Source organism: Devosia sp. XGJD_8, from assembly GCF_046614475.1.
Classification (GTDB): domain Bacteria; phylum Pseudomonadota; class Alphaproteobacteria; order Rhizobiales; family Devosiaceae; genus Devosia.
Window position 1 is genome coordinate 1,513,312 of sequence record NZ_JBKJHF010000001.1, and the last position, 13,689, is coordinate 1,527,000.

The 13,689-nt window shown below is 64.0% G+C and carries 14 protein-coding genes; 4 read left to right on the plus strand and 10 right to left on the minus strand.

Annotation, left to right across the window (positions count from 1 at the left end):
• The 5 genes from ACLI1C_RS07075 to ACLI1C_RS07095 form a co-directional block, all read right to left on the minus strand.
• Positions 1-492 (minus strand): GAF domain-containing protein, encoded by a 492-nt coding sequence (locus tag ACLI1C_RS07075; protein ID WP_411396176.1) that lies wholly within the window; start codon positions 490-492, stop codon positions 1-3.
• Between the two features lie 4 nt (positions 493-496).
• Positions 497-1,270, minus strand: a complete 774-nt coding sequence (locus tag ACLI1C_RS07080) for an ABC transporter ATP-binding protein (RefSeq protein WP_411396177.1) — start codon at positions 1,268-1,270, stop codon at positions 497-499.
• A complete protein-coding gene (locus ACLI1C_RS07085; protein WP_411396178.1) occupies positions 1,267-2,100 on the minus strand; it encodes an ABC transporter ATP-binding protein in 834 nt (277 codons plus the stop codon). The genes ACLI1C_RS07080 and ACLI1C_RS07085 overlap by 4 nt, the downstream gene beginning before the upstream one ends.
• Positions 2,100-2,999 (minus strand): ABC transporter permease, encoded by a 900-nt coding sequence (locus ACLI1C_RS07090; protein WP_411396179.1) that lies wholly within the window; start codon positions 2,997-2,999, stop codon positions 2,100-2,102. The genes ACLI1C_RS07085 and ACLI1C_RS07090 overlap by 1 nt, the downstream gene beginning before the upstream one ends.
• 100 nt (positions 3,000-3,099) lie before the next feature.
• Positions 3,100-4,173: an ABC transporter permease gene (locus tag ACLI1C_RS07095; protein ID WP_411396180.1), complete on the minus strand. Its 1,074-nt coding sequence runs from the start codon at positions 4,171-4,173 to the stop codon at positions 3,100-3,102.
• Positions 4,174-4,303: 130 nt separating this feature from the next.
• Between ACLI1C_RS07095 and ACLI1C_RS07100 the strand changes: the two genes are divergently transcribed.
• The 4 genes from ACLI1C_RS07100 (at position 4,304) to ACLI1C_RS07115 (ending at position 8,617) form a co-directional block, all read left to right on the plus strand.
• Positions 4,304-4,978, plus strand: a complete 675-nt coding sequence (locus ACLI1C_RS07100; protein ID WP_411396181.1) for a helix-turn-helix domain-containing protein — start codon at positions 4,304-4,306, stop codon at positions 4,976-4,978.
• Positions 4,975-6,558, plus strand: coding sequence for an ABC transporter substrate-binding protein (locus tag ACLI1C_RS07105; protein ID WP_411396182.1), 1,584 nt, complete (start codon positions 4,975-4,977; stop codon positions 6,556-6,558). Before ACLI1C_RS07100 ends, ACLI1C_RS07105 begins: the two co-directional genes overlap by 4 nt.
• Positions 6,559-6,883: 325 nt before the next feature.
• Positions 6,884-7,981, plus strand: a complete 1,098-nt coding sequence (locus ACLI1C_RS07110; protein WP_411396183.1) for a M24 family metallopeptidase — start codon at positions 6,884-6,886, stop codon at positions 7,979-7,981.
• A 105-nt stretch (positions 7,982-8,086) separates the two neighbouring features.
• Positions 8,087-8,617: a GNAT family N-acetyltransferase gene (locus ACLI1C_RS07115; protein WP_411396184.1), complete on the plus strand. Its 531-nt coding sequence runs from the start codon at positions 8,087-8,089 to the stop codon at positions 8,615-8,617.
• On the opposite strand, the gene ACLI1C_RS07120 is transcribed toward ACLI1C_RS07115, so the two are convergent.
• The 5 genes from ACLI1C_RS07120 to ACLI1C_RS07140 all read right to left on the minus strand — a co-directional run bounded on the left by ACLI1C_RS07120 (position 8,618) and on the right by ACLI1C_RS07140 (position 13,561).
• Positions 8,618-9,568, minus strand: coding sequence for a hypothetical protein (locus tag ACLI1C_RS07120; protein ID WP_411396185.1), 951 nt, complete (start codon positions 9,566-9,568; stop codon positions 8,618-8,620).
• Positions 9,568-10,482, minus strand: coding sequence for an ABC transporter ATP-binding protein (locus tag ACLI1C_RS07125; protein ID WP_411396186.1), 915 nt, complete (start codon positions 10,480-10,482; stop codon positions 9,568-9,570). The genes ACLI1C_RS07120 and ACLI1C_RS07125 overlap by 1 nt, the downstream gene beginning before the upstream one ends.
• Positions 10,479-11,507, minus strand: a complete 1,029-nt coding sequence (locus tag ACLI1C_RS07130) for an ABC transporter ATP-binding protein (protein ID WP_411396187.1) — start codon at positions 11,505-11,507, stop codon at positions 10,479-10,481. Before ACLI1C_RS07130 ends, ACLI1C_RS07125 begins: the two co-directional genes overlap by 4 nt.
• 187 nt (positions 11,508-11,694) lie before the next feature.
• On the minus strand, positions 11,695-12,552 hold the full coding sequence (locus tag ACLI1C_RS07135; protein WP_411396188.1) for an ABC transporter permease: 858 nt from the start codon (positions 12,550-12,552) through the stop codon (positions 11,695-11,697).
• 4 nt (positions 12,553-12,556) lie between these two features.
• Positions 12,557-13,561 carry an ABC transporter permease gene (locus ACLI1C_RS07140; protein ID WP_411396189.1) on the minus strand — a complete coding sequence of 335 codons (1,005 nt, stop codon included), beginning with the start codon at positions 13,559-13,561 and terminating at the stop codon, positions 12,557-12,559.
• Positions 13,562-13,689: the final 128 nt, after the last annotated feature.

Consider the following 13,689-nt stretch of genomic DNA (forward strand, 5'->3'; position numbering starts at 1 on the left):
CTACCTGGCCGCCACCAGCGCCGCAAGCTTGGCCGGCACCGCGATCACGTCGCGGATCGCCTGCACGCGCTCGGGCGTGTAGTAGCCCTCCACGTCCAGCATGTTGACCGTGCCCACCAGCTCCCCACCAATCACCACCGGCAGGTTGACCACGCTCTGGCAGCCCAGCGAGTCGATCAGCTCATAGTCCGGAAACACCTTGGCGATATCGGCGATCGTGTTGGCGACGAAATACTGCCGCTGCTTGTGCACGATGTCGAACCAGCTGTCATAGCGGATCGGCTTGGTGCCCGAGGTCGGATAGTTCTCCGCATCGCTCGTATAGGCCCGCCGCGCCACCTCGGCTTCCATGTCAACGGTCATGAAGGTGAAGAGCTTGGCCCCCACCGTCGCCTGCACCAGCTGCTGCAGCGCCCCGAACGCCTGGTCCGCGCCCTTGGCATGGGAAATGGCCGCGTCGAATTGGGCAATGGCCTGCGAATAGTCAGTCATGAAGTCAGTCCTTGGTCTCAAAAATCTTGGGCACGCTAGGCGGGCGACTCCCCTCGGTCGCCGCCAGCAATTCCTGCGAATAGGCCTCGCCCAGCCGCTTCTGCTTGAGCATGGCCACGTCGGCCACCTCGACGATCTGCCCATGCCGCATCACGGCCAGCCGGTCGCACAGAAAGCTCACCACCGGCAGGTTGTGCGTCACCAGCAGGTAAGTCAGCCCCTGTTCCCGCCGCAACCGCTTGAGCAGGTTGAGGATTTCCGCCTGCACCGACACGTCCAGCGCCGAAGTCGGCTCGTCCAGCAGCAGCACCTTAGGCTCCAGCATCAGCGCCCGCGCAATTGCCACGCGCTGCCTTTGCCCGCCCGACAACTGATGCGGAAAGCGGAACCGGAACCTCTGGTCCAGCCCCACCGCCTTGAGCATCGCCTCGACCCGCTCCCCCTGGTTGCCCAGGCCATGGATGGAGAGCGGCTCGCTCAGCGTTGCGTCGATGGTCTTGCGCGGATGCAGCGACCCATACGGATCCTGGAACACCATCTGCACCTGCCGCGCCACCGCCCGGTCGACGCCATGGCTGCGCGCCTGGCCCAGGACGGCGATCTCGCCCGTCCAGTCCGGCGCCAGCCCGGCAATGGCCCGCAATATTGTCGACTTGCCCGAGCCGCTCTCGCCCACCAGCGCAAAGCTCTCGCCCTCGGCAATGTCGAGGTTGATCCCATGCACCACCTTGGTGTCGCCATAGGAAATATCGAGATTCTTGAGTTCGATCGCGCTCATGTGCCCGCCCATTGCGTCCGGTCGAGCACCGGCAATTCGTCCCGGCTCTCATCGATGGTCGGCATCGCCGCCAGGAGGCCGCGCGTATAGGGGTGGCGCGCCTGGTCCAGCTGCCCCGCCGCGCATTCCTCCACCACCGCGCCCGAATTCATCACCAGGATGCGGTCGCAATAGCGGCTGACCAGGTTGAGGTCATGGCTGATCAGGATCAGCCCCATCCCCTTGGTGGTCACCAGGTCGTCGATAATGTCGAGCACCTGCGCCTGCACGCTCACATCCAGCGCCGAGGTCGGCTCATCCGCGATCAGCAGTTCCGGCTCGGGGATCAGCATCATGGCGATCATCACCCGCTGCCCCATGCCGCCCGAAACCTCATGCGGATAAAGCCCCGCCACGCGTTTCGGATCATTGATCCGCACCGCTTCCAGCATGCTGAGGATGCGTTCGTTCACCGCGTGCCGCGGCAGCTTCTCATGTGTCACCAGCGCTTCGGCAATCTGCTCGCCCACCGTCATCACCGGATTGAGCGAAAACTTCGGGTCCTGCATCACCATGGAAATGCGCGCGCCGCGAATGGTCCGCATCTGCTTCTCGTTCTGGTCGAGAATGTCGATCCCCTCGAACGCCAGCTTGTCCGCCGTCACCAGCCCCGGCTTGCGGATCAGCTTGAGGATTGCCCGGCCTGTCATCGACTTGCCCGAACCGCTCTCGCCTACGATCCCCAGCCGCTCGCGGCCCAGATCGAACGAAATCCCCTTCACCACCTCGACCCGCCCGCGATGGGTGGGAAAGCTGACGCGCAGGTTCTTCACCTCGAGCATCGGCGCCATCACTTGCCCTCGCTCTTGGGGTCAAGCACGTCGCGCAAGCCATCCCCGAGGAAACAGAAGCCCAGGCTCACGATGATGATGGCAAAGCCCGGCATGGTCGCCACCCACCACTGGTCGAGGATGAAGGTCCGGCCGCGCGAGATCATCGCGCCCCATTCCGGCAGCGGCGGCTGCGCCCCCAGCCCGATAAAGCCCAGCCCGGCAGCGGTCAGGATCACCCCGGCCATGTCCAGCGTCACCCGGATGATCATCGATGAGGTGCAGAGTGGCAGCACATGCTGCACGATCACCCGGAGCGGGCTGGCGCCCTGCAGCTGCACCGCCTGGATGAATTCCGCATTGCGGATGGTCAGCGTTTCCGCCCGCGCGATACGCGCATAGGCCGGCCAGGAGGTAATGGCTATGGCAATGATCGCATTGTTGATGCCGGGCCCCAGCGCCGCGACAAAGGCCAGCGCCAGGATCAGCTTGGGCATGGACAGGAAGATATCGGTAAAGCCCATCAATACCCGGTCGGTCCAGCCGCCGAAATAGCCGGCAATGGCGCCGACCAGCAATCCCAGCGGCGCCGAGATCAGCGCCACCAGGCCCACAATGGTCAGGGTGATCTGGCTGCCCCAGATCACGCGCGAAAATATGTCTCGCCCCAGCTCGTCCGTGCCCATCCAGTGGGCCTCAGACGGCGGCGCCAGCCGGTTGGCCAGGTCCTGTCCGGTGGCGGAGTAGGGGGCGATCCACGGCGCCAGGATCGCTGTCAGGATCAGGACGAGGATGATGACCCCGCCCACCACCGACAGCGGATTGCGCAGCAGGGCGGTAAACACCCGATAGGCCCGTCCCGCATTGGCCTGCCAGCGCGAGGTCGGAGAGTCTTCAAGCAGCCAGTCGCGTGTGCTCATTTCTTCACCTCTCCCCTTGGTGGAGAGAGCCTGCCCCGGACTTGATCCGGGGTCGGCGCATAGCGCCGGGTGAGGGGGCCTTCAACCTGAACAAAACCCATCATCGCGCCCTCGGATCCAGCACGCGATAGAGCACATCGCTGACCTTGTTGATGAAGATGAACACAGCGCCGATCACCAGCGTCGACCCCAGCACCGCGTTCATGTCGGCATTGAGCAGTGCCGTGGTGAGGTAATTGCCGATCCCCGGCCACGAAAACACCGTCTCGATCATCACCGATCCTTCCAGCAGCCCGGCATAGCTCAGCCCGATCACGGTGATGAGTGGCACGCGGATGGGGTTGAAGGCATGCCGCCAGATCACCACCCGTTCCGGCACGCCCTTGACGCGCGCCGTGGTCACGAATTCCTGGCTCAGCTGGTCCAGCATGAAGCTGCGCGTCATGCGCGCGATATAGGCGAGGCTGAAAAAGCCCAGCACGGAGGAGGGCAGCACCAGATGGGTCACCGCGTTCCAGAAAATCTCGGGCTCGCCCGCCAGGAGACTATCCACCAGCAGGAGACCGGTGACCGGGCTCACTAGCCCGTCATAGAAGATGTCGAGCCGCCCGGGGCCGCCCACCCAGCGCAGCCGCGCATAGAACAGGGCCAGCCCCACCAGCCCCAGCCAGAAAGCCGGCATGGAATAGCCCAGCAGCCCCACCACGCGAATGATCTGGTCGATCACCGAACCCTGCCGGCTCGCCGCGATCACCCCCAGCGGCACACCCAATGCCACGCCGATGATGATGCCGATGGTCGCCATTTCGAGCGTCGCCGGAAAGAACCGGCTGAGATCCTCGACCACGGCGCGCCCGGTCGATACCGACTGCCCCAGATCGCCCGAAAACACATTGACCACATAGTGGAAGAACTGCACCGGCAGCGGCTGGTCGAGCCCCATCGCGACGCGCGCCGCTTCATAGACCTCGTTGCTCGCCCGGTCGCCGACCACCGCCAGCACCGGATCGATCGGGATCACCCGGCCGATGAAGAAGGTGATGGCCAGCAGGCCCAGAAAGGTGAGGAAAACCGTCGCGGCAAACCCGAATACGGCCGAAACGCCACGTCCCCATTTCCGCCCCGAGGACGGAGAATGGACCGGGGTGACGGCAATTTGTGGCTCCAGGCTCACGTAAAATCCTCTTTACAAAACAAAGAGCTACGTCTGCGAAATGACTCTCTCGCAGACCGTGAAGGGCTTCACATTTCGCTTTCATCATACAGAAAACTTTGCTTATATCAAAAAAATTATGGTGGACCCGATGGCAGGCGCCGCACTGGCAAAGTCGGAACTGGAAGGGCATCCCAAAGTGGGTGCGCTGATCCGTGCGCGCCGCCGTCAGCAGCACATGACGCTCGAAGCTCTGGGCAAGTCGGCCGAGGTTTCGGTGGGCTATCTCAGCCAGGTCGAGCGCGATCACGCCACCCCGTCGCTGGGCACTTTGGCCAGCATTGCCCGGGCGCTGGGCGTCGGCATCGACTACTTCGTGTCCGCCCCCACGGCCCAGGCTGCGCTCACCCGCTCCGGCCAGCGCAACCGCTTTTCCCTTGATGGCTCATCCATCATCTATGAGCGGCTGGGCACCGATTTTCCCGGCAACCTGCTCTCCAGCTTCGTCATGACCGTGCCGCCCGGTTACAGCTCGGAAACCGTGGCGCATGAGGGCGAGGAAATCCTCTATGTGCTCGAAGGCTCCATCACCCAGCGCCTTGATGGCGACGAGATGGTGATGAGCGCTGGCGATAGCCTGCACTTCCGCGGCAACCGCCCCCATTCCTGGTCCAACCACACCGACCAGCCCGCGCGCCTCCTCTGGACTGGCACGCTTACCCTCTTCCGTTCCTCGGCCAAGCCCTCGCGGCAGGTCGCGGCGGTTGCAAAACCCGGCCCCAAGCCGGTGAAGAAAAAAGTCGTCAAAAAGGAGAAACGCACATGAAGCTGTTTAGAGCTGCTTTGCTCGCGACCGCGCTTACGCTGCCGCTGGCAGCCGGCGCCGTCTATGCCGCCACGCCTGCCGATGCCCTGGTCATTGCCCAGAACATCGATGACATCGTCGCGCTCGATCCCGCCCAGGCCTATGAATTCACCTCCGGCGAGATCAACACCAACGTCTATGACCGCCTGGTGCAGTACGAAGCCGAGGACACAACCGCGCTTGTCGGCGGCCTTGCTTCCGAATGGGTGGCCGACGAAGCCGCCAAGACCATCACCTTCACCCTGCGCGACGCGACCTTTGCCTCGGGCAATCCGGTCCGCCCCGAAGACGTGCTCTACTCCTTCAAGCGCGTCGTCACGCTCAACCTCACGCCGGCCTTTATCCTCACCCAGCTCGGCTGGACCCCGGAAAACATCGACTCCATGGTCACCATCGTCGATGGCAAGGTCGTGGTGCAGTGGGAAGGCGATTTCGCCTCTGCCTTCGTGCTCAACGTGCTGGCCTCCCGTCCGGCCTCCATCGTCGACGAAGTGCTGGTCTCCCAGCATGTCGAAGGTGAAGACTGGGGCAATGCCTGGCTCAACACCAATTCGGCCGGCTCCGGCCCCTTCGTGCTGACCGACTATCGCCCGGCCGAAATCGTTCGTCTCACCGCCAATGAAACCTACTTCCGCGGCGCCCCCGCCATGAAGCAGGTGCTCATCCGTCACGTCGCCGAAGCCGCCACCCAGCAGCTGCTGCTGACCTCGGGCGATGTCGACATGGCCAAGAACCTGACCCCCGACCAGATTTCCGGTCTGGGCGACGGCATCAAGGTGGAAACCTATCCCCAGGCCGCCGTCCACTTCCTGTCCTTCAACCAGAAGACCGAAGAGCTCACCCCTCCGGCCGTGTGGGAAGCTGCCCGTTACCTCGTCGATTACGACGGGATGACCCAGTCCTTCCTCGCCGGCCAGATGGAAAAGCACCAGGCCTTCTGGCCCAAGGGCTTCCCCGGCTCCTATGACGAGACGCCATTCACCTATGACGTCGAAAAGGCCAAGCAGATCCTGGCTGATGCCGGCATCACCACGCCGATCGACGTCACCCTCGACGTGATCAATTCGGCGCCGTTCACCGACATTGCGCAGTCGCTGCAGGCCGGCTTTGCCGAAGCCGGCATCAACTTCGAGATCCTGCCCGGCACCGGCGCCCAGGTGATCACCAAGTACCGTGAGCGCACCCACCAGGCCATGCTGCTCTATTGGGGCCCGGACTTCATGGACCCGCACTCCAACGCTAAGGCCTTCGCCTACAACTCCAACAATGCCGACGACAACTACACGGCAACCACGACCTGGCGTAACGCCTGGGCCGTGCCCCAGGAGATGAATGACGAAGTCACTGCCGCCCTGGCCGAAGCCGATCAGACCGCTCGCAACGAGCGTTATGTGGAACTGCAGAAGCAGGTCCAGGCCGAAAGCCCGATCGTCATCATGTTCCAGGCCGCCAAGCAGGTCGCCATGGCCGATGCCGTCAACGGCTTCGTCAACGGCGCCACCTCCGACTTCGTCTACTACCGCCTCGTGACGAAGGAATAACGACCGTCCCAGCAGGCCAATCGCTCCGGTGGAGCGATTGGAGGTCGCTAGGCCATGAGAGCTCTGCTCGAATGGCCAAGGCGTACCGCAAACGCGATCCCTTCTCCCCTCGTGGGAGAAGGAGCCCCGAAGGGGCGAATGAGGGGCTGCGATCCTTCCGCGTATCCGCTGTAGGTTGGCGTTTCTCGTTCGCCCTTCCTTCGTGGGCCAATCTGACCTCGCCCCAGGAGTGGAGCGAAACCTCCCCGTAATTGGGGATCTAGGAGGGGGTGACGAGAACCCCTTTGGTCCAGCAGCACACTAGACACAACCATCCGAGCCCACCATGAACCCCACCCTCACGACCCGCCTCGCCAATCTCCGCGCCCGGATGGCCGAAACCGGTACCGATCTTGTGGTCATCGGACCCTCCAGCCACATGCTCTATCTGGCCGATCTCTCGCCGCATGGCGATGAGCGCCCGGTCCTGTTGATGGTGTCGCCGACCTTTGCTGGCTTCCTCATGCCCGCGCTCAATGTCGACAGCGCCCGCCAGCATACCGATCTGCCCTTCTTCCCCTGGGCCGATGCCGATGGCCCGGACGTTGCGCTGAAGGACCTGCTCGCCGCCACCGGCGTCCCAGCGTCCCCCTCCATCGTCCTCGACGAAACCATGCGCACCGATTTCGCCTTGCTCGTGCTCGACGCACTGCCCGGCGCGCGCCGCCGCTTCACCCAGGACACGGTCGGCTATCTCCGCTCCCGCAAGGACGATGCCGAATACGATGCGCTCAAGAAGAGCGCCGTGCTCAACGACGCCGCCATGGCCGCCGGCTTTGCCGCGCTTCGCCCCGGCATCACCGAATACGAAGTCGCCACCGTCATCCGCGATTTCTACAAGGCTCATGGCGCCACCACCGAATTCTGCTCGGTCTGCTTCGGCCCCAACGGCGCCTTCCCGCATCACCATACCGGCGACACGCGCCTCAAGGATCGCGACGCCGTGCTGATCGATACCGGCGGCCGCATTCACGGCTACCCCTCCGACATGACCCGTGTCGGCTATTTCGGCAGCAAGCCGCAGGGCTTTGAAGAGATCCACGCCATCCTCGATCGCGCCGTCACCGCCGCCATCGCCGCCGCCCGGCCGGGCGTGGCGGCCAGCGCCGTCGACAAGGCTGCCCGCGACGTCATCACCGAAGCCGGCTATGGCCCCAATTTCCTGCACCGCACCGGCCATGGGCTCGGCATCGACGTGCATGAAACGCCCTACATCACCGCCACCAGCCCGACGGTGCTTGAAGAGGGCATGGTCTTCTCCATCGAGCCGGGCATCTATCTCCAGGGCCGCTTCGGCCTGCGCCTCGAGGAAATCGTCATCATCCGCAACGGCAAGGCCGAAATCCTATCCGAAATGCCCCGCACCGCCATCGCGGGCGGCTGACGCTCTTCACCTCTCCCTTCGGGGGAGAGGTCGGCGCGATAGCGCCGGGTGAGGGGGCCTGCCGAAACAATGGAAGTGCTCACAGGGAGCATGATGAGTCCCAGCGTGTCCAAGCTCTTGCAGCCGATCCTCATCACCGACCGCCTCGTCCTCCGCGCCCACACGGCAGCCGACTTCGCCGCCTGCTGCACCCTCTGGGCCGACCCTGATGTGACGCGCTACATTGGCGGCCGCCCCAGCACGCCCGAAGAGGTGTGGTCCCGCATGCTGCACTATGCCGGACATTGGCAACTGCTCGGTTACGGCTATTTCCTCGCCTCGGACCGGGCCACCGGCGGCATTGTCGGCGAGTTCGGTCTCGCCGATTTTCACCGCGACATCGAACCATCCCTGGGCGCTACCCCGGAGGCCGGCTGGGCCATGCTGCCGCAATTTCAGGGCAGGGGCCTGGCCCGGGAGGCGCTCGGCGCCGTCCTCGACTGGGCCGATCAATCCATGCCCCGCACCGTCTGCCTGATTGATCCGGACAATGCGCCATCGCTGCGGCTGGCCGCCCGGCTCGGCTACACCGAATACGCCCGCACCACCTACAAGGAACACGCCTCGATCCTGTTCGAGCGCCCGTCCGCACGTTGATCAGGCCCGCAGCAGCGCCATCCCGGCCGGCACGTCCCGCTCGAACACCAGCACCCCGTCCACCACGGTCAACCGCCCCTGATGCACCGCCGTCTTGCGCGCCGCCACATCGGGCGGTCCGGCCTTGTCACGCGTCTCTTCCCACTCGGGATGGGTGAAATAATACATCGCCCCGTGCTCGCCCACGACCACCACATCGGCATGCCGCGCAAACCGCCGGTCCATCGGGTCGGCTCCCGGCTGGTCGGCAATCAGCCCCTGCCGCGTCCAGTTCACCGCATCATCCGAGCGATAGACACCCTGGCCCCGCCACTCATCGACGATCAGCCAGTGCCAGCCGCCCAGCACGAACACATTGGGCCCCTCATGCGGCGGCCCGTCCGGCGAGCCGGGCAGCACCATACCCTCCTGCCGCCACTCGAACAGGTCCGTGCTGACAGCGCTCCAGGTGCTCGAGCCGGCATCCTCGTCCTTGTACCACATGCGCCACAGCCCATCGGGACACTTGAGCATGCAGGCATCGATCACCCGCGGCCCGTTGAGGCTCAGGGGCCCAATGCGCGTCCAGGTCTCGAGATCGGGGCTGGTGAAATGCGTGATCGTCCGCGGCACGCCCGGCCAGTTGTCCGGCACGCCCGGAATATAGCTCAGCCACATGTGATACTGCCCCTCGGCCCAGATCACCTCCGGCGCCCAGTGCGTATTGCGCTGCCCGACATCCCTGGGGTCATCCAGCCCCGCCACCGTGCCGCGATAGGTCCAGCTCGCCCCGTCATCCGTACTCACCGCGATCCCGATCGGCGAGCCATGGATCCAGGTGAAATTCGGCCCCTCCGCCGCCGGCTGCCGGTTGGTGTAGAACATCCACCATTCGTTCGTGCCCTGCTTGCGGATGACGGTCGGATCCGCCGCCCCATCGGCAATCGGATCGCGATAGATCGGAGCACTCATCAGCCGTAGACCCTCACCATCCGCCCATCGGCCCGATCCACCAGCCGGCCCGGCCGTCCCACCAGCTCACCCGCGAGCGTGACCATGCCAGGATCGGTCGCCAGCTTGCCGTCGCCGGCATCCTCGGTGCTCAGCACGCTCGCCTTGAGCAGCCGCGAATAGGGATGCTCGGGATTGTCCAGCACCGTGCGCGCATCGCCCATTTCGACGATCCGCCCGCGCTGCATGATGATCAGCCGGTTGGAAATGTAATAGGCTGTCGCCAGGTCATGCGTGATGTAGATGACCGAAACGCCCAGGTCGTCGCGCAGGCTCTTGAGCAGGTTGACGATGCTCATCCGCAGCGACGCATCCACCATCGATACAGGCTCGTCTGCCACCAGCAGCGGCGGATTGGGGATCAGCGCCCGCGCGATAGCCGCGCGCTGTAATTGCCCGCCGCTCATTTCGTGCGGATAGCGGCCCTTCACTTCGGCCAGGCTCAGCCCCACCTTCTGCAGCGCCCCGTCCATGGCGCCATCGAGGTCGTCCCGCTGGCTGAGCTTGAGGAACCGCCTGGCCGTCGATTCCAGGTAGCGGTCGATGCGCTTGAGCGGATTGAATGCCTCGAACGGGTTCTGGAACACCGGCTGCACATTGGCCATGAATTCCAGCCGCTCCTGCCGCCCGACACGATGGCTCACCGTCTTGCCGCGAAAGCTGATTTCCCCGCTGCTGGGCAGTTCCAGCCCCAGGATCATGCGGGCCAGCGTCGTCTTGCCGGAGCCGCTCTCCCCGATAATGGTGAAGATTTCCGGCGTTTCCGCGCTCAGCGTCAGGCTGGCATCATCCACCGCGTCCACGGTCTTTCGGCCGAACAGCCCGCCCATGGTGAATCGCTTGGAGACGTTGCTGACCTCAAGGAGATTGCTCATGCGATCACCCCCTGCATGGCCTGCGGCTTGACCAGCGGCTCTACATCCCGCCACCGCCAGCAGGCGGTGCGATGGTCCGGCCCCACCGTTTCGAGCGGTGGCACTTCGGTCTTGCATTTGTCGATCGCCAGCGGGCAGCGCGGATGAAACCGGCAGCCCGCGGGCGGATTGGCCAGGCTCGGCGGCCGCCCTTCCAGTGCCGGTCGCTGCGTCGTGTCGCCGATGCGGGGCAGGCTGGCCACCAGATGCGCCGTATACGGATGCTTGGGAGCGAAGAACATCTGCCGCGTCGGCCCTTCCTCCACCAGCCGGCCGGCATAGATGATACCCACCCGGTCAGCCATATTGGCATGCACGCTCATGTCATGGGTGACGAACACCACCGAGCTTCCCATGTCCTGCTGGATCTCGCGGATCAGCCCCAGCACTTCCTTCTGCACCACCACGTCGAGCGCGGTCGTCGGCTCGTCCGCAATGACGAATTCGGGGTGGCACACCGTCGCCAGCCCGATGGTCACGCGCTGCCGCATGCCGCCACTCAGTTCATGCGGATAGGCCCGCAGCACGTCGGCCGGCAGCTTCAGCCGTTCCAGGTGATTGAGGATACGCGCCCGATAGGCCTCGCCCGACAGGCCCAGGGGCCTTTTGGCAAAGTCCTCGAAGGTCTTGCCGATGCGCCGCACCGGATTGAGCACACTCATCGAGCCCTGCATGATGTAGCTCAGGTGCCGCCAGCGGATGCCCTCGATCTGGGCTTCCGAGGCCGTCGCAACATCGATCGGCCCGTTCTTGAAGTCGTATTTCACCGTCCCCGCCACGATCCGCATCGGCGGTCTTATGGCGGCGGCCAGCACCTTGATGAAGCTCGTCTTGCCCGACGAGCTTTCCCCGGCAATGCCATAGACCTCGTTCTTGCGGATGGTCATGGTGATATCGTCGACCGCCCGCACCTCCCGGGTCACGCCGAAATAGTCCATCTGGTAATAGGCCTTGAGGCCGTCGACTTTGAGCAGGTCTTGGGTCATGCGCAATACTCTCTACCAACTCGGGCTCCCCCTCTCCCCTTGAGGGAGAAGGTGGATCGCGCGCAGCGCGAGACGGGTGAGGGGTTCTTCCCCCAGGCTCTGGGTTTGCGGCTGTCGCAAAGACCCCTCATCCGCCCCTTCGGGGCACCTTCTCCCTCAAGGGGAGAAAGAACTAAGCCTTCCCCCCTCATGCGCCCATCCTCCGAAGACGGCTGCGTGGGTCGATATATTCGTTCATGCTCATGGCCAGCAGGAACAGGCCCAGGAAGGTCATCACGATCAGGATGACCGGGATCACGATCCACCACCACACGCCCACCACCATGGCCGAGTGCGAATTGGCCCAGTAGAGCACCGTGCCAAAGGTGGGGTTGTTGATATTGGTGAAGCCGAGCACAGCCAGCGTCACCTCCAGCCCGATCGACCACAGCATGTTGTTCATGAAGGTGGCGAACACGATCGGCATCACATAGGGCAGGTGCTCTTCCAGCAGCACCTTGCGCGTGCTCATCCCGGCAAATACGGCATGGCGGGTGAATTCGCGATGCTTGAGCCCCAGCGCTACCGAGCGGATCAGCCGGGCGTCGAACGGCCAGCCGAAGCACGCCATGATCAGTGCCAGCGTCAGGCTGTCCATGTTGTTGCGCAGCACGAAATAGAACAGCACCAGCACCGGGAAGATCGGCACGGCCACGAAGATGTCGTTGACGAACATCAACGCCCGGTCGACCCAGCCACCGAGATAGCCGGCCAGCAGGCCGACGGTGATCGAGATGACCCGGCTGATCAGCGCCACGATCAGGCCGAAGGTCAGCGAGTTTCGCAGCGCCGTGCTGAGCTGCCAGAACATGTCCTGGCCGCGCGAATTGGTGCCGAACCAGTACTGCCAGGAGGGCGGCTGATCCGGGATGGTCAGATAGATGAGCGAGGTATCGACCGGTGAGAAGAAGCTCAGCAGGGCGAAGAGCACCACGATGGTCACCAGCACGACGCCGATGGCGAATTCGATATTGTAGCGAATGAGGTCGCGGAATACGGCAAACATGGTGCTACTCCGCCCTTATGCGTGGATCGAGCAGGGGATGGAGCAGGTCGACGATGAAGATGGCGATGGCCACCGCGGTCACCGACACGGTCGAAACCGCCAGCACCAGCGAATAGTCGCCGGCATTCACCGCATCGATCAGCAGCGAACCCAGGCCCGGATAGTTGAACACCTGCTCGGTGATGACAGTGCCGGAGAACACGCCGCCCAGCGCCATGGCCAGCGCCGTCAGTTGCGGCACCAGCGCATTGCGCATCACATAGCCGCCGACAATGGTCGATTTCTTGACCCCAGCCAGTTCGGCATAGGTCACATAGTCCTCGGTCACCACATTGCTGACCAGCGCCCGCATGCCCAGGAACCAGCCGCCGAAGCCGACCAGCACCAGCGAGCTCGCGGGCAGGATCGCATGCTGCAGTACCGAACTGATATAGGGCCAGTTCATGCCCGGCGTGACATTCATGGCGAAGCCACCTGAAATGGGCAGGATCGGCCACAGGAACCCGAAGATGATCAGCAGGATGAAGGCGACGATGTAGTAGGGCACCGGCTGGATGGCGATCGCCACGATACCGAAGGCCTTGAGGAACTTGTTGTTCTGGCTGTAGCCGGCCAGACCGCCCAGGATATTGCCCACCACGAAGGTGATCAGCGTGGCAACGGTCAGCAGTGTCACCGTCCAGGGCATGGCGCGCATCACCAGCGTCATGGCCGGCGTGGGAAAGGCCATGAGTGATGGCCCAAGGTCGCCGCGCACCAGGCGGCCCCAGAAATTGAGATATTGCGACCAGAGCGGCGCTTCAACGCCATAGAGCTCGGTCAGCGCGGCGCGCATGGCCACGATCGCTTCCGGATTGGACACCGACCGTGCCGTCATGCGGCCCAGCGCCGCTTCCACCGGGTTGATGGGCGACAGGTGTGTCACCAGGAAAGTCAGAGACACGCCAAAGAAGATCACTGCCAACATCAGCAGCGCGCGCTTCCCGGCAAACAACAGGTAACCATGCATACTTCGAACCGTCCCTTGGGCAAATCGCTCCGGTGGAGCGATTTGAGGTGAGAAGGCCACGAGGCCTATGGCCGAGTGGTCCAGACTGTCCACTTGCTCGATTTCCCCTCTCCCTTGGGGGAGAGCGT